The organism is Pseudomonas sp. BN515 (assembly GCF_029873155.1).
Taxonomy (GTDB): Bacteria; Pseudomonadota; Gammaproteobacteria; order Pseudomonadales; family Pseudomonadaceae; genus Metapseudomonas.
Window position 1 is genome coordinate 127216 of the sequence record NZ_SSOH01000049.1, and the last position, 17427, is coordinate 144642.

The following is a 17427-nucleotide window of genomic DNA, read 5'->3' on the forward strand; positions in this document are numbered from 1 at the left end:
CCGGGCCGGCGTTGTCGCATCTGTACCCTTGCAACACCCCGGCGCAGCGGGCGACTCCGGCTGGCGGCGCCTTGCAGCACCCGAACGCCAAGAAAACCAGAACCCGCATGCTCTATCAGGGAGGACGTCATGCCCCGCTTGCTCGCCCCGCTGTTGCTCGCATTGCTCCCCGCACTGGCCCAGGCCGAAGACCTGATCCGCGTCTACAACTGGAACGATTACATCGCCCCGGAGGTACTGGAGGAATTCCAGAAGGAAACCGGCATCAAGGTCGATTACCGTACCTTCAGCAGCGCCGAGGAGCTGGACAAGGCGCTGGCCGGCGGCGAGCCCATCGATGTCGCAGTGCCCTCCCATAACGACCTGCCGCGTCTGATCAAGGAAGGCCGCCTGCAGCCGCTGGACTTCTCCCTGCTGCCCAATCGCCAGCACCTGGACAAGCAGCTGCTGAGCAAGCTGGCCGCCATGGACCCGAACAACCAGCACGCCGTGCCCTACCTCTGGGGCGCCGTCGGCCTGGCGGTGAACACGCCCCAGGCGGAAAAGGCCTTCGGCGGCCCGCTGCCCCACAGCTGGAGCCTGCTGTTCGAGGCCGACCAGAGCGCGCGTCTCGGCCAGTGCGGCATCAGCCTGCTGGACGCCCCCGACGAAACCCTCGCCGTGCTGCTCAACTACCAGGGCCGCAACCTTTCCCGCAGCGCGCCGAGCCGGCTCAAGCGCAGCGCCGAAACCCTCGCTGCGCTGCGCCCGAACCTGCGCTATGTCGACAGCGAGCGCTACATAGCCGATCTCAACGCCGGCAAACTGTGCGTCGCCATGGCCTGGGTCGGCGATGCCCTGAACGCCGCAGCGGCCGGTCAGCCGGTGAGTTTCATGGTCCCGGACGAAGGCTCGGTGGTGTTCATCGACAACCTGTCGATTCCCACCAGCGCCAAACGGGCCGACCTCGCACACCGGTTCATCGACTTCATGCTGCGCCCGCAAGTAGCGGCGAAGGTCACCAGCGCGACCCTCTACCCCAGTGGCAATGCCGACGCCCGTCAGTATCTGGATGCAGGCCTGCGCGACCAACCCGGCCTCTACCCGGACAAGGAAACCAAGCGCCGCCTGTTCCCCGTGGAGCCCGTACCGGACAAGCTCAGCGCTACGCGCGATGAGGTGTGGACGGCCTTCCGCGAAGGCAGCAAGTAGCCGGTAGGGTGCGCCGCGCGCACCAAAATGCCCGCGCAACCGCCCCCGGTGCGCACGGCGCACCCTACGACGAATTCCAATCGCGATCGGTGTTCATCGCTGCGCGTTCGCTTGCTCCTGAACCACCGCCTAGCGTCCAATAGCGGCTCTTCGGAAAGGAGCCTCCCATGTCGCGCACCGCCACCGCCCGCAAACCGCGCGCCAGCAGTCAGCTGCGCATCGCCGGGATTCTCGACGCCGCCCGCGCCCTCCTGGCAGAGCAGGGCGTGGCCAACCTGTCGATCTACAGCGTCGCCGAGCGTGCGGAGATGCCGCCCTCTTCCGTCTATCACTTCTTCTCCAGCGTGCCGGCGATACTCGAAGCCCTCACCGCCGACGTCCACGCGGCCTTCCGCGCCTGCCTCCAGCAGCCCATCGAGCACGACAGCCTGCGCCACTGGCAGGACCTCTCGCGCCTGGTGGAAGAGCGCATGCTGTCGATCTACGCAGCCGACGCCGCCGCGCGCCAGCTGATCCTCGCCCAGCACGGCCTCACCGAAGTCACCCAGGCCGACCGCCAGCACGACATCGAACTGGGCCGGCTGATGCTCGCCCTGTTCGAACGCCACTTCGAGCTGCCGGCGCTGCCTGAGGATGTCGACGTCTTCGCCCTGGCCATGGAACTGGGCGACCGCGTCTACGCCCGCTCCGTGCAGCTGCACGGCGAAATCACCCCGCGCCTGGCCGAGGAAGGCATGCGGGTGTTCGATGCCTACCTCGGCCTCTACCTGCCGCCCTTCCTGCCAAAACGAGCCACGGCTCGGGAAATCTGAGCCGACAAATCCCGATATTTATCGGCAAATAAATCAGAAAACGCGCTTCGATAGAAAAATCGCGCTTCCAATGCGGATTTTTATCGACTATAAAGTCGCCATCCGCACGGCGGCCCACACCCCGCCGGCACGGAAAAGCCCCAATTGCCGATAGATATCCGGCAATGGGTTCAAGAACGTTCCGACGAGGTGTCCCATGTCCCGCATCGTTACTGTCGCCGCCACTCAGATGGCCTGTTCCTGGAATCGCGGCGCGAATATCGCCAACGCTGAGAAGCTGGTCCGCCAGGCTGCCGCCAAGGGCGCGCAGATCATCCTGATCCAGGAGCTCTTCGAGACTCCCTACTTCTGCCAGAAGCCGAACCCGGATTACCTGCAGCTGGCCACTCCGACCGAGACCAACGAAGCCATCGCGCATTTCCAGAACGTCGCGAAGGAACTCCAGGTCGTGCTGCCCATCAGCTACTTCGAGCAGGCCGGCCGCGCGCGCTTCAACAGCATCGCCATCATCGATGCCGACGGCTCCAATCTCGGCGTCTACCGCAAGAGCCACATCCCGGACGGCCCCGGCTACCACGAGAAGTACTACTTCAACCCGGGCGACACCGGCTTCAAGGTGTGGAACACCCGCTACGCCAAGATCGGCGTGGGCATCTGCTGGGACCAGTGGTTCCCGGAAGCCGCGCGCAGCATGGCCCTGCTGGGCGCCGAAATCCTCTTCTACCCGACTGCCATCGGCAGCGAGCCGCACGACGCCAACATCACCTCCCGTGACCACTGGCAGCGCGTGCAGCAAGGCCATGCCGGCGCCAACCTGATGCCGCTGGTGGCGTCCAACCGCATCGGCAAGGAAGAGCAGGACGGCTACGACATCACCTTCTACGGCTCCTCCTTCATTGCCGACCAGTTCGGCAAGAAGGTCGAGGAACTGAACGAAACCGAGGAAGGCATTCTGGTGCACAGCTTCGACCTGGACCGCCTGGAGCACGTGCGCAGTGCCTGGGGTGTGTTCCGCGACCGTCGCCCGAACCTATACTCCCCGATCAATACCCTGGACGGCTCCCTCGAGTCCTGACAGTTAAAACAGGGGCCAACCTGCTGGCGATGCACTGTTCGCCAGCAGGTTGGCCCCTGCCCCATTCCATACCGATGGTGGATCGATGAACACTCTGAACAGCCTCCCCCGCGACGACGGCTTCCGCATGCCGGCCGAATGGGAATCCCACACCCGCACCTGGATGGTCTGGCCCGAGCGCCCCGACAACTGGCGCCTGGGCGGCAAGCCCGCGCAGGCCGCCTTCACCGCCGTGGCCAAGGCCATCGCCCGCTTCGAGCCGGTGACCGTCTGCGTCTCCGCCGCACAGTACGAGAACGCCCGCGCGCGCCTCGACGAGCCGAACATCCGCGTGGTGGAAATCTCCAACGACGACGCCTGGGTGCGTGACACCGGCCCGACCTTCGTGGTCAACGACCAGGGCGAAGTGCGCGGCGTGGACTGGACCTTCAACGCCTGGGGCGGCTTCGACGGCGGCCTCTACTTCCCCTGGAACCGCGACGACCAGGTGGCGCGCAAAGTGCTCGAGATCGAAGGCTGCAAGCGCTACCGCACCGAAGGCTTCGTGCTGGAGGGCGGCTCTATCCACGTGGATGGCGAAGGCACCCTGATCACCACCGAGGAATGCCTGCTGAACCGCAACCGCAACCCGCACCTCTCCCGCGAAGAGATCGAGGCGGTGCTGCGCGAGCAGCTGGCGGTGGAGACCGTGATCTGGCTGCCGGACGGCCTGTACAACGACGAAACCGACGGCCATGTGGATAACTTCTGCTGCTACGTGCGCCCGGGCGAAGTGCTGCTGGCCTGGACCGATGACCCGCAGGACCCGAACTTCCCGCGCTGCCAGGCGGCGATGAAGGTGCTGGAAAGCGCCCGCGACGCCAAGGGCCGCCAGCTGGTGGTGCACAAGATGCCGATTCCCGGCCCGATCTACGCCACCGAGGAAGAGTGCGCCGGCGTGGACCTGGTGGAAGGCACCCAGGATCGCGATCCGTCCATCCGCCTGGCCGGCTCCTACGTGAACTTCCTGATCGTCAACGGCGGCATCGTCGCGCCCAAGTTCGACGACGCGAAGGACGCCACGGCCGAAGCCATCCTCAAGCGCGTCTTCCCGCAGCACCAAGTGGTGATGGTGCCGGGCCGCGAGATTCTGCTCGGCGGCGGCAACATCCACTGCATCACCCAACAGCAGCCGGCGCCGCAGAAGCGCTGAGTGAAGCTGGAATGAACAAACCCCCGCACTTGCGGGGGTTTGTTTTTGTAGGGGCGAATTCATTCGCCAAGGGCAGCGCAGCTGCCCCCTGATGCCTTGCAGGGCAGACCTTCGGCCTGCTTGGCGAATGAATTCGCCCCTACAACATCAATTCGCCCCCACAGGGACAGCGTCTTGAGCGCCCGTGAATCACAGCTTCGCGATCGACACCTCGGTGGATTTCACGAAGGCAATCACCTCGGAGCCGATACCCAGCTCCAGCTCGCGCACGGAGCGGGTGGTGATCACGGAGGTGACGATGCCGGCGGCGGTCTGCACGTCGATCTCGGAAAGCACCGGTCCTTCGATGATTTCCTTGATGGTGCCCTTGAACTGGTTGCGGACGTTGATGGCTTTGATAGTCATGGCGTTGGTTCCTTTGCTCGGGGATATCGGGTTTAGGTCAAAGCGCCCAGCGCAACTGCGTGGGCAAGGGGGAAAGGGGTTCGGGTTCCGGCGGGGCCGGCGGCAACGCCAGCACCCGTTCCAGCACCTCGGCTTCCAGCGCGGCCAGGCGCGCCGAACCGCGGGCACGGGGGCGATGCAGTTCAACCGTGAGATCGAGGCCGATGGCGCCGTCCTCGATCAGGATCACCCGGTCGGCAACCGCCACGGCTTCATTCACGTCGTGGGTCACCAGCAGGACGGTGAAACCGTGTTGCTGCCACAGACGTTCAATCAGTTGCTGCATTTCGATGCGGGTCAGCGCATCCAGCGCGCCCAGCGGTTCGTCCAGCAGCAGCAGGCGCGGCTGGTGGATCAGCGCGCGTGCCAGGGCCACACGCTGCTTCTGGCCACCGGAAAGCGCTGCCGGCCACTCCTGTGCACGATCGGCCAAGCCAACCGCTTCGAGGGCTTCGAGGGCACGCGGCCGCCAGTTGCCGGAGAGGCCGAGACCAACGTTGTCGATCACCCGCTTCCAGGGCAGCAGGCGCGAATCCTGGAACATCAGGCGCGTGTCCTCGCGGGCATCTTCCAGCGGTGCCGAACCGGCCAGCAGTTCGCCACGGGAGGGATTGTCCAGGCCCGCGAGCAGGCGCAGCAGGGTGCTCTTGCCGCAGCCGCTGCGACCGACCACGGCGACGAACTGACCGGCCGGAATCAGCAGGTCGATGCCCTTGAGCACCTCGCGCTCGCCGAAGGACTTGCCGATGCCACGCAGCGCCAGCGGAATGCCGCGCTTGAGGCGTTGAGGCGCATGCAGGGCGGTCATGCGGTACCTCCCTTGGCCTGGTAGGCCGGATGCCAGCGCAGCCAGACGCGTTCCAGCCCACGGGCGGCGACGTCAGCCAGCTTGCCGAGCACCGCGTAGAGCAGGATCGCCAGCACCACCACATCGGTCTGCAGGAATTCACGGGCGTTCATCGCCAGGTAGCCGATGCCGGAGCTGGCGGAAATGGTCTCGGCGACGATCAGCGTCAGCCACATGAAGCCGAGGGCGAAGCGCACGCCCACCAGGATCGAGGGCAGCGCGCCGGGCAGGATCACCTGGCGGAACAGCGCGAAGCCGGACAGACCGTAGCTGCGCGCCATTTCCACCAGCGCCGGGTCGACGTTGCGGATGCCGTGGTAGGTGTTGAGGTAGATGGGGAACAGGGTGCCGAGGGCGACCAGGAAAATCTTCGCCGACTCATCGATGCCGAACCACAGGATCACCAGCGGGATCAGCGCCAGGTGTGGCACGTTGCGGATCATCTGCACCGAGCTGTCCAGCAGGCGCTCGCCCCACTTCGACAGGCCGGTGATGAAGCCCAGCAGCAGGCCAAGGCCGCCACCGATGGTGAAGCCGATGCCTGCACGCCAGCCGCTGATGGCCAGGTGAGTCCAGATCTCGCCGCTGGACAGCAGGTCCCAGCCCGCCGCCAGCACCGCACTCGGCGCGGGCAGGATGCGGGTGGAGAGCAGGCCGGTTTCCACCGCGACCTGCCAGATCGCCAGCAACGCCACGGGCAGGGCCCAGGGCGCCAGGCGCAGGAGTAAGGATTCGAATTTCATCCCCGCGCCCTCAGCTCTGCGACGCCAGCTTGGCTTCGGGCAGCGCTTCGTTGGCGACCATCTCGCCGAACGGGCTGACGAAACCCAGGCCGTCATTGGTGCGCGGACGGGCCACATCGAGATGGGGGAACAGCAGTTCGGCGACGCGATAGGACTCTTCCAGGTGCGGATAGCCGGAGAAGATGAAGGTGTCGATGCCGAGATCGGCGTACTCCTTCACTCTCGCGGCCACCGTCGGGCCATCGCCCACCAGCGCCGTACCGGCACCACCGCGTACCAGGCCGACGCCGGCCCAGAGATTGGGGCTGACTTCCAGCTTGTCGCGGCGACCGTTGTGCAGAGCGGCCATGCGCTGCTGGCCCACCGAATCGAAACGGGCGAAGGCAGCCTGCGCCTTGGCGATGGTGGCATCGTCCAGATTCTCGATCAGGCGGTCGGCGGCGGCCCAGGCGGCGTCAACGGTCTCGCGCACGATCACGTGCAAGCGGATACCGAAGCGCACCGTGCGACCTTGTTTGGCGGCCTTGGCGCGCACCTGCTCGATCTTCTCCTTCACCGCCGCCGGCGGCTCGCCCCAGGTCAGGTACAGCTCCACCTGTTCGGCCGCGAGGTCCTGGGCCGCTTCGGAGGAACCACCGAAGTACAGCGGCGGACGCGGCTGCTGCAGCGGCGGGTAGAACAATTTGGCGCCCTTCACCTGGATGTGCTTGCCGTCGTAGTCGACGGTTTCGCCCTCCAGCACACGGCGCCAGATGCGGGTGAACTCCCTTGATGCTTCGTAACGTTCTTCATGGTTCAGGTGCAGGCCATCAGCGGCCAGTTCGTCCGGGTCGCCGCCGGTCACCAGGTTGAACAGCGCGCGGCCACCGGACAGTCGATCCAGGGTCGCTGCCTGGCGCGCGGCCACGGTCGGCGAAATGATTCCGGGGCGCAGGGCCACGAGGAACTTCAGGCGCTGGGTCACGGGAATCAGCGAAGCCGCCACCAGCCAGGAGTCCTCGCAGGAACGCCCGGTAGGGATCAGTACGCCGCCGAAACCGAGGCGGTCGGCCGCCTGGGCGATCTGTTGCAGGTAGCCGTGGTCAACGGCACGGGCGCCTTCGGATGTGCCGAGGTAGTGGCCGTCGCCGTGGGTCGGCAGGAACCAGAAGATGTTCAAGCTCATGGAGTGGTCTCCTTAAAGGTGTCCCCTCTCCCTCCGGGAGAGGGGATCAAGTCACTGCTGCGCGACCTTGGCCGGCGGCGTCCAGATAACGTCGGCGATGCTGAGTTTTTTCGGAATCAGCTTCAGGCCGGTGAAGGTGTCGGCGATCTTCTGCTGCGCGGCCACCACCTCGGGGCTGAGCGGCTGAGCGCCGTAGCCTTGGCGTTTCACCGCGATGGACGTGATCTCCTTGGACAGGCCCAGCAGCGGCGCGACCTGTTCGGTGACCTTGTCCGGATCGGCCTTGGAGTCCTCGCCCACGGCGCGCACTTCCTCGATCAGGGTGCTGACTACCTGCGGGTGCTTCTGGGCGTAGGTGCGGGTCGCCAGGTAGAACTGGTGGTTATCCACAAGCCCTTCGCCATTGCGCAGGGTGCGGGCTTCCAGTTGCTTCTCGGCGGCGGCCTGGAAGGGGTCCCAGATCACCCAGGCATCCACGCTGCCGCGCTCGAAGGCGGCGCGGGCGTCAGCCGGCGGCAGGTAGACGGGCTGGATGTCGCTGTACTTCAGACCGGCCTCTTCCAGGGCGCGCACCAGCAAGTAGTGCACGTTGGAGCCCTTGTTCAGGGCGACTTTCTTGCCGGCCAGTTCCTTCACCGACTGGATGGGCGAACCCTTTTGCACCAGGATCGCTTCGCTCTGCGGAGCCGGCGGCTCATAGGCCACGTAGAGCAGGTCGGCGCCTGCCGCCTGGGCGAACACCGGCGGGGTTTCGCCGGTCACGCCGAAATCGATGGAGCCGACGTTCAAGCCTTCCAGCAGCTGCGGGCCACCGGGGAATTCGGTCCACTTCACTTCGATGCCCTGGTCAGCCAGGCGCTTCTCCAGCGTGCCCTTGGCCTTGAGCAGCACCAGGGTGCCGTACTTCTGGTAGCCGATCCGCAGGGTTTCGGCCTGAGCTTGCGTGATGGCGCCGAAAGCCAGGGCAGCCGCGAACAGGGCAGCCAGGCTCCGACGCAAAGTGATGGTGCGCATGGCGCTCTCCTCATGACTTTGCTTGTGGTGTCGTTGCCTGCTTCCCGTTGGCGGGTGAGTAAGGCGGGGGTCGTTCAGTGCGCGCGAGGCGCCGGATGAATCAGCGGTTGGGTTGCGGGGTCAGGCGCAGGTACGGCCGGACCGCCTTGTAGCCACGCGGGAAGCGCTGGCGGATCTCGTCTTCATCCTTGAGCGAGGGGACGATCACCACGTCGTCGCCGTCCTGCCAGTTGGCGGGGGTGGCAACCTTGTGGTTGTCGGTCAGCTGCAGGGAATCGATCACCCGCAGGATTTCGTTGAAGTTGCGCCCGGTGCTGGCCGGGTAGGTGATGATCAGGCGCACCTTCTTGTTCGGGTCGATGATGAACAGCGAACGCACGGTGAGCGTGTCGTTGGCGTTCGGGTGGATCAGGTCGTACAGGTCGGACACCTGGCGGTCGGCGTCAGCGATGATCGGGAAGTTCACCAGGGTGCCCTGGGTGTCGTTGATGTCATCGATCCAGCGGTGATGGGAATCCACCGGGTCCACGGACAGCGCGATCACCTTCACGCCGCGAGCGGCGAACTGATCCTTCAGCTTGGCGGTGAACCCCAGCTCGGTGGTGCACACCGGGGTGAAATCCGCCGGGTGCGAGAACAGCACGCCCCAGCTGCTGCCCAGCCACTCGTGGAAACGGATGCGGCCTTCGCTGGAGTCCTGTTCGAAGTCGGGGGCGATGTCGCCGAGGCGGATACTCATGGTGCTGCTCCTGTGTCTGGATGTCGTTCCGTGGGGCTCACTATGGGCAGTTGCGCTGAAAATTAAAAAGAATAAATAACAATTTATTTATTACTTTATGAACTATTGATTTGCAGTCGTGAAAAAGCCGGGAAGGCCTCTGGAATGAGGCTCCCGGCTGTTTCATACCCGAACGAACGTAGGTTGCGGCTGAGCTAAGCGAAGCCCAACACGATTAAGCACCGAGCAGAGCCTCATTTCCCTCACCCCAACCCTCTCCCAGAGGGAGAGGGGGCGGTCCGTGCCGGCATCCAGGCGAGGCACCTCCCTGTAGGGGCGAATTCATTCGCCAAGGGCCGCACAGCGGCCCCGTAGGTTGCGGCTGAGCTAAGCGAAGCCCAACACATCAGACTCTGAGCCCACCCCTGCTTCCCTCACCCCAACCCTCTCCCGCAAGCGGGAGAGGGGGCTGTCCGTGCCGGTGCTCGGCCCGGGCACTTCTCTGTGGAGGCAATCGTAGGGTGGGCTTCAGCCCACCAGTGCCCTTACAGCAGCGTCAGGGTGTAGCTGAGGATCAGGCGGTTCTCGTCCTGGTCGCGCGCCGCGTCGCTGCGCAGGGCGGCATTGCGCCAGGACACGCCGAAGCCCTTCAGCGGGCCGTCCTGCAGCACGTAGTCGAGGCGGAAGTCGCGCTCCCACTCGCCCTGGTCGCTGGCCTGGGTTTCGATGTTGCTGCCTTTCAGGTAGGTGCCCACCGCCTTCAGCCCCGGCACGCCGAGCTTGGCGAAGTCGTAGGCGTATTCGGCCACCCAGGTGCGTTCGCCGGCGCTGAGGAACTTGCCGATCTGGCGGTCGGTGATCAGGTAGGCGGTGGCGCCGTCGCCCTGGTTGAGGAAGGGGAAGGCGCTGTCGCCGGACACCTGCTGGTAGCCCAGGCTCGCCGCGTGGCCGCCGAGGGTGTAGGTGAAGAAGGCGCTCCAGGTGCGGTTGTCCACTTCGTAGCGGTCCGGGTCGTTGGTCGCCCAGTTGCCCGCGCTGCGGAAGCCTTCGCGGCGGCCGGCGGCGCTGGCGTTCTTGCCGTCGGAGTCGCTGTAGAAGTAGCGCAGGTCGGACTTCAGCGCGCCCACCGGCAGCGCCCAGTTGTGGGTCAGGCCGACGAAGTGCTGCTGATAGAAGTCTTCCAGGTTGCCGTAGTAGTACTGCGCGACCAGGTTGTCGCTGACCTTGTAGTCGCCGCCGGCGAAGTAGAACTTGTTGACGAACTGGCCGGTGCGGGCGTTGTTGGCGCCGGCGATCGACAGGCCGCGGGCGTCGCTGGAGTTACGCCCCTTGGCGTGTTCCAGCTGGCCGCCGATCAGGGTCAGGCCGGCGATCTCGCTGGAGGTCACCTGCCCGCCCTCGAAGGTCTGCGGCAGCAGGCGGCCGTCGTTGTAGGTCACCACCGGCAGCTTCGGCAGCAGGGTGCCGAGGCGCGCTTCGGTCTTGGAGAAGCGCACCTTGCCGGTCACGCCCAGGCTGCCGAAATCGTCCTTGGCGCGGCCGTCGTTGTCAGTGGGGAACACGGTGCCGCCGTAGTTGGCGCTGGTCGGGTTGTAGTGAGTGCCCTTGCCGGAATCCAGCTTCACGCCCAACAGGCCGAGCGCATCGACGCCGACGCCGACGGTGCCTTCGGTGTAGCCCGAGGCGTAGTTGAACAGGAAGCCCTGGCCCCACTCTTCCTGCTTGGAGGGCGCGGCGGTGCCTTCGCGGTTGTCAGTGTTGATGTAGAAGTTGCGCAGGGTCAGGCTGGCCTTGCTGTCTTCGATGAAACCGCCGGCGGCGGCCTGCTGGGCCAGCACGCCGAAAGCGACGGCCAGGGCGAGGGACGACTTGTTCATGCTCGATGCTCCATTGCGATCTTGTAAGGGTGTTGGGGTGCCCGGAGCAGGAGCTGACGCGACGCGCCGCTGCGTGACCTTCGAAGCCACTGTCTTTTTCACAGGCTCCGGTGCAAATGCGATGCGGCGGTCCGCTTTCGGCAGGCCGCCACTCTATGGCGGGATCGCTAATTTCCAAAAAGAATTATTTTTTAGATACAAATACCTTTTAGGAATAATAAAAGTTACGGAATCGGCCCTGACGACTCTCTAAGCTAATTCCAAGAAAGTATTTGAGAGCATTTTTTTAGATCGTTAACGTTGCCAAACCGGAACACCGGACGACCTGATCCCCATCCAGCGTCCTTGTTCCGGCCTCGTTGATTGCCGGACGACAACGCAATCAGCGAGGTCCCCATGTCTCATTCGCTTTCCTTCAGTCGCCGAACCCTGCTTGCGCTGACCCTGGCCGCCGGCCTGGTCGGCGCCTTGCCTGTCGATGCCGCCACCCAGTTGCGGATCGGCTACCAGAAGTCATCCACCCTGATCACCCTGCTCAAGGTCCAGGGCACGCTGGAGCGTGAATTGGGCAAGCAGGACATCCGCATCAGTTGGCACGAGTTCGCCAGCGGCCAACCTCTGCTGGAAGCGCTGAACGTCGGCAATGTCGACCTCTCCGCCGACGTCGCCGATACCGTGCCGGTGTTCGCCCAGGCCGCCGGCGCCCAACTCACCTACTTCGCCCTGGAAGCCCCCTCACCCGCCGCCCAGGCCATCGTCGTGCACCAGGACTCGCAGCTGAAGAGCCCGGCCGACCTCAAGGGCCGCACAGTTGCCGTCACCAAGGCAGCCGGCAGCCATTACCTGCTGATCGCGGCCCTGGCCAAGGCCGGCCTGAAGTTCTCCGACATCAAGCCGGCGTACCTGACCCCGGCCGACGGTCGTGCGGCTTTCGAGAACCACAAAGTGGATGCATGGGTGACCTGGGAACCCTTCCTCAGCACCGCCCGCAGCCAACTGGCCACTCGTACCCTGGCCGATGGCGCCGCCCTGGCCCGCTACCAGCGCTACTACCTGACCAGCACCCGCTACGCCAATGACCATCCCGAGGTGCTGGGTACTGTCTTCGGCGAGCTGGTGAAGGCCGGTGACTGGCTGCGAGCAAACCCACGGGAGGCTGCGAAAATCCTCGCGCCACAGTGGGGCGGGCTGGACCCGGCCATCGTCGAGAAGGCCAATGCCCAGCGCAGCTACCAGGTACAGGCGGTGCAGGCCGACAGCCTTCGTGAACAACAGAAGATCGCCGACGCTTTCTTCAACGCCGGCCTGCTGCCCAAACCGGTAGACACCCAAAAAGTGGCCATCTGGAACCCGGAGAAACACTGATGGCCGCCGGACTGCACCTGCCGCTGAGCAACCCGAGGGAGGCGGCGCTTTTCGACCCACGCCTGTTCCCGGCCGACTTCGGCCTGTACGGGGAACGTGTCGATCAGCTCAGTCGCCAGTTGGCCGCTACCGCCATCGAGCGCGACCGGCGCGGTGGCAGTCCGCAGGAGGAACGCGAGCTGCTGCGCGCCAGTGGCCTGCTGACCCTGGCCGTCCCCCTGGCCCACGGCGGCCTGGGCGCCAGTTGGCCGCTGATCTATCGCATCGTGCGCCAGTTGGCGGCGGTGGACAGTTCGCTGGCCCACCTCTTCGCCTTCCAGCACCTGCAGGTGGCCACCCTGCAGCTGTTCGGCAACCCGGCGCAGCAACGCCACTGGCTCGGCCAGACGGTTCAGGAGCGCTGGTTCTGGGGCAATGCCACCAATGGCCGCGACCGCCGCCTGCGCCTCAATCGGCGCGACGAACACTACGAGCTGAACGGCTGCAAATCGTTCTGCTCCGGGGCGCTTGGCGCCGACGCGCTGATCGTCAGCGCGCCGCGCGGACACAGCAGCGACGACCGGGTCTTCCTGGTGCTGCCGACCCAGCGCGAAGGCCTGGCGATCAATGATGACTGGGACGGCTTCGGCCAGCGCCAGACCGACAGCGGCACGGTGCAGTTCGAGAATGTCTTCGTGCACAGCGAAGAACTGCTCGGCCCGAGCGGCGCCAGCCCGCGCAGCACCCTGCGTGCCTGCCTGTCGCAACTGGTGCTGGTGCAGCTCTACCTCGGCAACGCCCAGGGCGCCCTTGATGCGGCCCTGCGCTATACCCGCGAACAACCAAGGCCCCGGGCTGGCGCCGAGGTGCTGGCAGCCAGCGACGACCCTTATGTGCAGCAGCGCTTCGGTGATCTCTGGCTGCGCTACCGCAGCGCCCTGCCCCTTGCCGAGGACGCCGCCCAACGTCTGCAGGCGGCCTGGGATCGCCCCGCGCTGACCGCTGCCGAACGCGGTGACGTGGCACTGGCCATTGCCGAGGCCAAGGTGGCATCCGCCCGTGCGGCGCTGGAAATCACCGCGCAGATCTTCGACAACCTGGGCGCCAGCGCCACCTCCGCGCGCTACGGCCTGGACCGATTCTGGCGCAACGTACGGGTCCACAGCCTGCACGATCCGCTGGACTACAAGGCCCGCGACATCGGCCGATGGTTGCTGGACAACCAGTTGCCGACACCGTCGGTCTATTCCTGAGCGAAGCTAAGCTAATGCTAAAAAATTATTTATTCTGCGTTTTTTAGATCATTTAGATTCTCTTCACCGGACCACCGGACATCCCAGAAAGCAGCACACCCTGTCCCGTGGACCGGCCTCCAAGACCGGCCCCCAAGCCCGTTGAGGAGCACCCCATGATTCCGTCCCTGTTCCCCCGTCGCCTGCTGGCGGCCCTGACCCTTGGCGGCCTGGCACTGAGCGCCCAGGCTGCGGACTTCACCGTCGCCTACCAGACCACCGTCGATCCGGCCAAGGTGGCCCAGGCCGATGGCGCCTATGAAAAGGCCAGCAAATCCGAGATCGATTGGCGCAAGTTCGACAGCGGCGCTGAAGTCATCACCGCCGTCGCCTCCGGTGACGTGCAGATCGGCTATGTCGGCTCCAGTCCCCTGGCCGCCGCCGCCACTCGCCAGCTGCCGATCCAGACCTTCCTGATCGCCACCCAGATCGGTGACGCCGAAGCCCTGGTGGCGCGCAACGGCGCCGGCATCACCAAGCCCGAAGACCTGATCGGCAAGAAGATCGCCGTGCCCTTCGTTTCCACCGGCCACTACAGCCTGCTGGCCGCCCTCAAGCACTGGCAGATCGACCCCACCAAGGTGACCATCCTCAACCTCGCGCCGCCGGCCATCGTCGCCGCCTGGCAGCGCGGCGACATCGACGCCACCTACGTCTGGGACCCGGCACTGGGCGTGGCCAAATCCAACGGCAAGGTACTGATCAGCTCCGCCGAACTGGGCAAGCTGGGCGCGCCTACCTTCGACGCCTGGATCGTGCGCAAGGATTTCGCCGAGAAGCATCCTGAAGTCGTCCGCGCCTTCGCCAAGGTGACCCTCGACGCCTACGCCGACTACCGCAAGGACCCGAAAGCCTGGCTGGCCGACAAGGGCAATATCGACAAGCTGGTGAAGCTCTCCGGCGCCAAGGCCGAAGACATCCCGCTGCTGCTGCAGGGCAACGTCTTCCCGCTGGCCGCCGACCAGGCCACCGCCCTGGGCGCGCCGACCACCCAGGCCATCAGCGAAACCGCCGCCTTCCTCAAGGAGCAGGGCAAGGTCGACGCGGTGCTGCCGGATTACGCCCCGTACGTCAGCTCGAAGTACGTCACTAATTGATCCACTCCCAGCCTGCCCGGCCACTCCGGGCAGGCCCTTTCGAGACCCGCAGAAAATGGCCTTACTCCAACTGGAGCGCATCAGCGCACAGTACCCAGGCGCGGCCGAGCCGGTACTGACCGACATATCTTTCGACCTCGGCCCCGGCGAGCTGCTGGTGGCCCTCGGTCCTTCCGGCAGCGGCAAGACCACCCTGCTCAACCTCATTGCCGGCTTCGTCAGCCCCAGCGCCGGCCGCATCAGCCTCGATGGTGTCCCGGTCAGCGGCCCCAGCGCCGAACGCGGCGTGGTGTTCCAGGACGATGCCCTATTGCCCTGGCAGGACGTGCTCGGCAATGTCGCCTTCGGCCTCGAACTGGCTGGAGTACCCCGCACCGAGCGCGAGGCGCGCGCCCGCGAAATGCTCGCCCTGGTGGACCTGGCCGGCTTCGACAAGCGCCGCATCTGGGAGCTTTCCGGCGGACAGAAACAGCGCGTCGGCATCGCCCGTGCCCTGGCCGCCGACCCGCGCGTACTGCTGATGGACGAGCCCTTCGGCGCCCTCGACGCCTTCACCCGCGAACAGATGCAGGAACTGCTGCTGCAGGTCTGGCGACGCGCCGCCAAGCCGGTGTTCCTGATCACCCACGACATCGAGGAAGCGGTCTTCCTCGCCACCGAACTCATTCTGCTGTCGCCCAATCCGGGCCGCATCAGCGAGCGCCTGCGCCTGGACTTCGGCCAGCGCTACGCCGCCGGGGAAAGCGCACGGGCGATCAAGTCCGACCCGCAGTTCATCGAAACGCGCGAGCACGTGCTCGCCCAGGTCTTCGCCGAACGTCATAGGAGAAGCGCATGAGCAGCCTCGACCTGACCCTGGCCAGCAAGTCCGCACTGTCCGTGAAGCCGCGCCAGCGCCGCCCCCTGAGCACCCTGTCCATCAGCCTGCTGACCCTCGGCAGCCTGCTGCTGGCCTGGTGGGCCGTGACCACCGCCGGCCTGATCGAACCGCTGTTCCTGCCCAGCCCGCAGGCCATCGCCCGCAAGGGCTGGGTGCTGCTGACCCAGGGCTACATGGACGCCAGCCTCTGGCAGCACCTGGGCGCGAGCCTCGGACGCATCGGCCTGGCCCTGCTGGCGGCGGTGCTGATCGCCGTTCCGCTGGGTATCGCCATCGGGCGCAACCGCATCGCGCGCGGCATCTTCGACCCGCTGATCGAGTTCTACCGGCCGATTCCGCCGCTGGCCTACCTGCCCCTGATCGTCATCTGGTGCGGCATCGGCGAGCTGTCCAAGGTGCTGCTGATCTTCCTCGCGATCTTCGCCCCCATCGCCATCGCCACTGCCACCGGCGTGCGCAATGTCGACCCGGCGCGCTTGCGCGCGGCGCAGTCCCTTGGCGCCACCCAGGCGCAACTGATCCGCCATGTGATCCTGCCCAGCGCCCTGCCGGACATCCTCACCGGCGTGCGCATCGGCCTCGGTGTCGGCTGGTCCACCCTGGTGGCTGCCGAACTGGTGGCCGCCACCCGTGGCCTGGGCTTCATGGTGCAGTCGGCGGCGCAGTTCCTGGTCACCGATGTGGTGATCCTCGGCATCCTCGTCATCGCCCTGATCGCCTTCGCCCTCGAACTCGGCCTGCGCGCCCTGCAACGCAAGCTCGTGCCCTGGCATGGGCAGAGCCACTGAAGAACTTCTTGTTGGGCTTCGCGTAGCTCAGCCACAACCTACCGATGTGTAGGTTGGGCAGAGCGTAGCGAAGCCCAACAATTCCCGACTCCGAGATACCGCCATGCCCCTGCACATCACCCCGCTCTCCCCCGCCCTCGGCGCTGTGGTCGAAGGCCTCGCCCTCAACACGCCGCTCGATGCCTCGCTGCGTGAAGCCGTGGAGCAAGCCCTGCTCACCCATCAGGTGCTGTTCTTCCGCGACCAGCCGCTGAACCCGCAGCAGCAGGCCGCCTTCGCCCGCAATTTCGGCGACCTGCATATCCACCCGATCTATCCGAACATTCCCGATCAGCCGGAAGTACTGGTTCTGGATACCGCCGTGACCGATGTGCGCGACAACGCCCTCTGGCACACCGACGTGACCTTCCTGGAAACCCCCGCACTCGGTGCGGTGCTCGCCGCCAAGCAGCTTCCGCCCTATGGCGGCGACACGCTTTGGGCCAGCAGCAGTGCGGCCTATGACGCGCTGTCCAAACCCATCCAGCAGTTGCTGGAAGGTCTCACCGCTACCCACGACCTGTCCCGTTCCTTCCCCGAGGAACGATTCAGCCTCACCGCCGAAGAGCACGAGCGCCTGGAAGACGCCAAGCGCAAGCACCCGCCGCGCAGCCATCCGGTGGTGCGGACCCACCCGGTCACTGGGCGCAAGGGGCTGTTCGTCAACGAGGGCTTCACCACCCGCATCAATGAACTCTCGGCAGCGGAGAGCGACGCAATTCTGCGCCAGCTCTTCGCCCACTCGACGCGCCCGGAGTTCACCATTCGCTGGCGCTGGCAGGTGGGCGACGTGGCCTTCTGGGACAACCGCATCACCCAGCATTTCGCCGTGGACGACTACCGCCCGCAGCGCCGCGTGATGCACCGCGCGACCATCCTGGGCGACAAGCCGTTCTGATCGGGCGGCGC

General features: G+C 65.7%; 17 protein-coding genes. 10 read left to right on the plus strand and 7 right to left on the minus strand.

Annotated features, from left to right (window positions below):
• Nucleotides 1-129: 129 nt before the first annotated feature.
• From E8E91_RS13050 to aguA, 4 genes are all read left to right on the plus strand, one after another.
• Complete coding sequence (locus tag E8E91_RS13050) at nt 130-1191, plus strand: polyamine ABC transporter substrate-binding protein (RefSeq protein WP_280376107.1); 1062 nt, start codon at nt 130-132, stop codon at nt 1189-1191.
• A 167-nt stretch (nt 1192-1358) separates the two neighbouring features.
• Nucleotides 1359-2003, plus strand: coding sequence for a TetR/AcrR family transcriptional regulator (locus tag E8E91_RS13055; protein ID WP_280376108.1), 645 nt, complete (start codon nt 1359-1361; stop codon nt 2001-2003).
• 196 nt (nt 2004-2199) lie between these two features.
• On the plus strand, nt 2200-3078 hold the full coding sequence (gene aguB, locus E8E91_RS13060) for an N-carbamoylputrescine amidase (RefSeq protein WP_280376109.1): 879 nt from the start codon (nt 2200-2202) through the stop codon (nt 3076-3078).
• Nucleotides 3079-3163: 85 nt separating this feature from the next.
• Nucleotides 3164-4270, plus strand: a complete 1107-nt coding sequence (gene aguA, locus E8E91_RS13065; protein WP_280376110.1) for an agmatine deiminase — start codon at nt 3164-3166, stop codon at nt 4268-4270.
• A gap of 189 nt (nt 4271-4459) precedes the next feature.
• Here the strand turns inward: aguA and E8E91_RS13070 are convergent, their stop codons facing one another.
• The 7 genes from E8E91_RS13070 to E8E91_RS13100 all read right to left on the minus strand — a co-directional run bounded on the left by E8E91_RS13070 (nt 4460) and on the right by E8E91_RS13100 (nt 11078).
• Nucleotides 4460-4675, minus strand: a complete 216-nt coding sequence (locus E8E91_RS13070) for a molybdopterin-binding protein (protein ID WP_003455791.1) — start codon at nt 4673-4675, stop codon at nt 4460-4462.
• 37 nt (nt 4676-4712) lie between these two features.
• Nucleotides 4713-5522, minus strand: coding sequence for an aliphatic sulfonates ABC transporter ATP-binding protein (gene ssuB / locus E8E91_RS13075; protein WP_280376111.1), 810 nt, complete (start codon nt 5520-5522; stop codon nt 4713-4715).
• On the minus strand, nt 5519-6304 hold the full coding sequence (gene ssuC, locus E8E91_RS13080; RefSeq protein ID WP_280376112.1) for an aliphatic sulfonate ABC transporter permease SsuC: 786 nt from the start codon (nt 6302-6304) through the stop codon (nt 5519-5521). The genes ssuB and ssuC overlap by 4 nt, the downstream gene beginning before the upstream one ends.
• 10 nt (nt 6305-6314) lie before the next feature.
• Nucleotides 6315-7469, minus strand: coding sequence for an FMNH2-dependent alkanesulfonate monooxygenase (gene ssuD, locus E8E91_RS13085; RefSeq protein ID WP_280376113.1), 1155 nt, complete (start codon nt 7467-7469; stop codon nt 6315-6317).
• Between the two features lie 51 nt (nt 7470-7520).
• A complete protein-coding gene (locus tag E8E91_RS13090) occupies nt 7521-8483 on the minus strand; it encodes a sulfonate ABC transporter substrate-binding protein (RefSeq protein ID WP_280370656.1) in 963 nt (320 codons plus the stop codon).
• A 100-nt stretch (nt 8484-8583) separates the two neighbouring features.
• Nucleotides 8584-9222: a peroxiredoxin gene (locus E8E91_RS13095; RefSeq protein ID WP_190833097.1), complete on the minus strand. Its 639-nt coding sequence runs from the start codon at nt 9220-9222 to the stop codon at nt 8584-8586.
• 524 nt (nt 9223-9746) lie between these two features.
• Entirely contained in the window at nt 9747-11078 is a 1332-nt protein-coding gene (locus E8E91_RS13100) for an OprD family porin (protein ID WP_280376114.1), read from the minus strand.
• Between the two features lie 396 nt (nt 11079-11474).
• On the opposite strand from E8E91_RS13100, the gene E8E91_RS13105 reads away from it, so the two are divergent.
• The 6 genes from E8E91_RS13105 (at nt 11475) to tauD (ending at nt 17416) form a co-directional block, all read left to right on the plus strand.
• On the plus strand, nt 11475-12443 hold the full coding sequence (locus E8E91_RS13105) for an aliphatic sulfonate ABC transporter substrate-binding protein (protein ID WP_280376115.1): 969 nt from the start codon (nt 11475-11477) through the stop codon (nt 12441-12443).
• Nucleotides 12443-13675 (plus strand): acyl-CoA dehydrogenase family protein, encoded by a 1233-nt coding sequence (locus E8E91_RS13110; protein ID WP_280376116.1) that lies wholly within the window; start codon nt 12443-12445, stop codon nt 13673-13675. The genes E8E91_RS13105 and E8E91_RS13110 overlap by 1 nt, the downstream gene beginning before the upstream one ends.
• A 155-nt stretch (nt 13676-13830) precedes the next feature.
• Nucleotides 13831-14811: a taurine ABC transporter substrate-binding protein gene (gene tauA, locus E8E91_RS13115; protein WP_077521524.1), complete on the plus strand. Its 981-nt coding sequence runs from the start codon at nt 13831-13833 to the stop codon at nt 14809-14811.
• 55 nt (nt 14812-14866) lie between these two features.
• Nucleotides 14867-15649, plus strand: a complete 783-nt coding sequence (tauB, locus tag E8E91_RS13120; RefSeq protein ID WP_280376117.1) for a taurine ABC transporter ATP-binding subunit — start codon at nt 14867-14869, stop codon at nt 15647-15649.
• The gene (gene tauC / locus E8E91_RS13125) at nt 15646-16479 is read left to right on the plus strand and encodes a taurine ABC transporter permease TauC (RefSeq protein WP_280376118.1); all 834 of its coding nucleotides are present in this window, start codon (nt 15646-15648) and stop codon (nt 16477-16479) included. The genes tauB and tauC overlap by 4 nt, the downstream gene beginning before the upstream one ends.
• A 103-nt stretch (nt 16480-16582) precedes the next feature.
• Nucleotides 16583-17416 (plus strand): taurine dioxygenase, encoded by an 834-nt coding sequence (gene tauD / locus E8E91_RS13130; protein WP_280376119.1) that lies wholly within the window; start codon nt 16583-16585, stop codon nt 17414-17416.
• The last annotated feature ends 11 nt before the right edge of the window (nt 17417-17427 follow it).

What these genes read in the sequence shown, in the direction of transcription:
- E8E91_RS13050 (WP_280376107.1), top strand. Translation starts at nt 130, where the DNA reads ATGCCCCGCTTGCTCGCCCCGCTGTTGCTCGCATTGCTCCCCGCACTG.
- E8E91_RS13055 (WP_280376108.1), top strand. Translation starts at nt 1,359, where the DNA reads ATGTCGCGCACCGCCACCGCCCGCAAACCGCGCGCCAGCAGTCAGCTG.
- aguB (WP_280376109.1), top strand. Translation starts at nt 2,200, where the DNA reads ATGTCCCGCATCGTTACTGTCGCCGCCACTCAGATGGCCTGTTCCTGG.
- aguA (WP_280376110.1), top strand. Translation starts at nt 3,164, where the DNA reads ATGAACACTCTGAACAGCCTCCCCCGCGACGACGGCTTCCGCATGCCG.
- E8E91_RS13070 (WP_003455791.1), bottom strand. Translation starts at nt 4,675, where the DNA reads ATGACTATCAAAGCCATCAACGTCCGCAACCAGTTCAAGGGCACCATC.
- ssuB (WP_280376111.1), bottom strand. Translation starts at nt 5,522, where the DNA reads ATGACCGCCCTGCATGCGCCTCAACGCCTCAAGCGCGGCATTCCGCTG.
- ssuC (WP_280376112.1), bottom strand. Translation starts at nt 6,304, where the DNA reads ATGAAATTCGAATCCTTACTCCTGCGCCTGGCGCCCTGGGCCCTGCCC.
- ssuD (WP_280376113.1), bottom strand. Translation starts at nt 7,469, where the DNA reads ATGAGCTTGAACATCTTCTGGTTCCTGCCGACCCACGGCGACGGCCAC.
- E8E91_RS13090 (WP_280370656.1), bottom strand. Translation starts at nt 8,483, where the DNA reads ATGCGCACCATCACTTTGCGTCGGAGCCTGGCTGCCCTGTTCGCGGCT.
- E8E91_RS13095 (WP_190833097.1), bottom strand. Translation starts at nt 9,222, where the DNA reads ATGAGTATCCGCCTCGGCGACATCGCCCCCGACTTCGAACAGGACTCC.
- E8E91_RS13100 (WP_280376114.1), bottom strand. Translation starts at nt 11,078, where the DNA reads ATGAACAAGTCGTCCCTCGCCCTGGCCGTCGCTTTCGGCGTGCTGGCC.
- E8E91_RS13105 (WP_280376115.1), top strand. Translation starts at nt 11,475, where the DNA reads ATGTCTCATTCGCTTTCCTTCAGTCGCCGAACCCTGCTTGCGCTGACC.
- E8E91_RS13110 (WP_280376116.1), top strand. Translation starts at nt 12,443, where the DNA reads ATGGCCGCCGGACTGCACCTGCCGCTGAGCAACCCGAGGGAGGCGGCG.
- tauA (WP_077521524.1), top strand. Translation starts at nt 13,831, where the DNA reads ATGATTCCGTCCCTGTTCCCCCGTCGCCTGCTGGCGGCCCTGACCCTT.
- tauB (WP_280376117.1), top strand. Translation starts at nt 14,867, where the DNA reads ATGGCCTTACTCCAACTGGAGCGCATCAGCGCACAGTACCCAGGCGCG.
- tauC (WP_280376118.1), top strand. Translation starts at nt 15,646, where the DNA reads ATGAGCAGCCTCGACCTGACCCTGGCCAGCAAGTCCGCACTGTCCGTG.
- tauD (WP_280376119.1), top strand. Translation starts at nt 16,583, where the DNA reads ATGCCCCTGCACATCACCCCGCTCTCCCCCGCCCTCGGCGCTGTGGTC.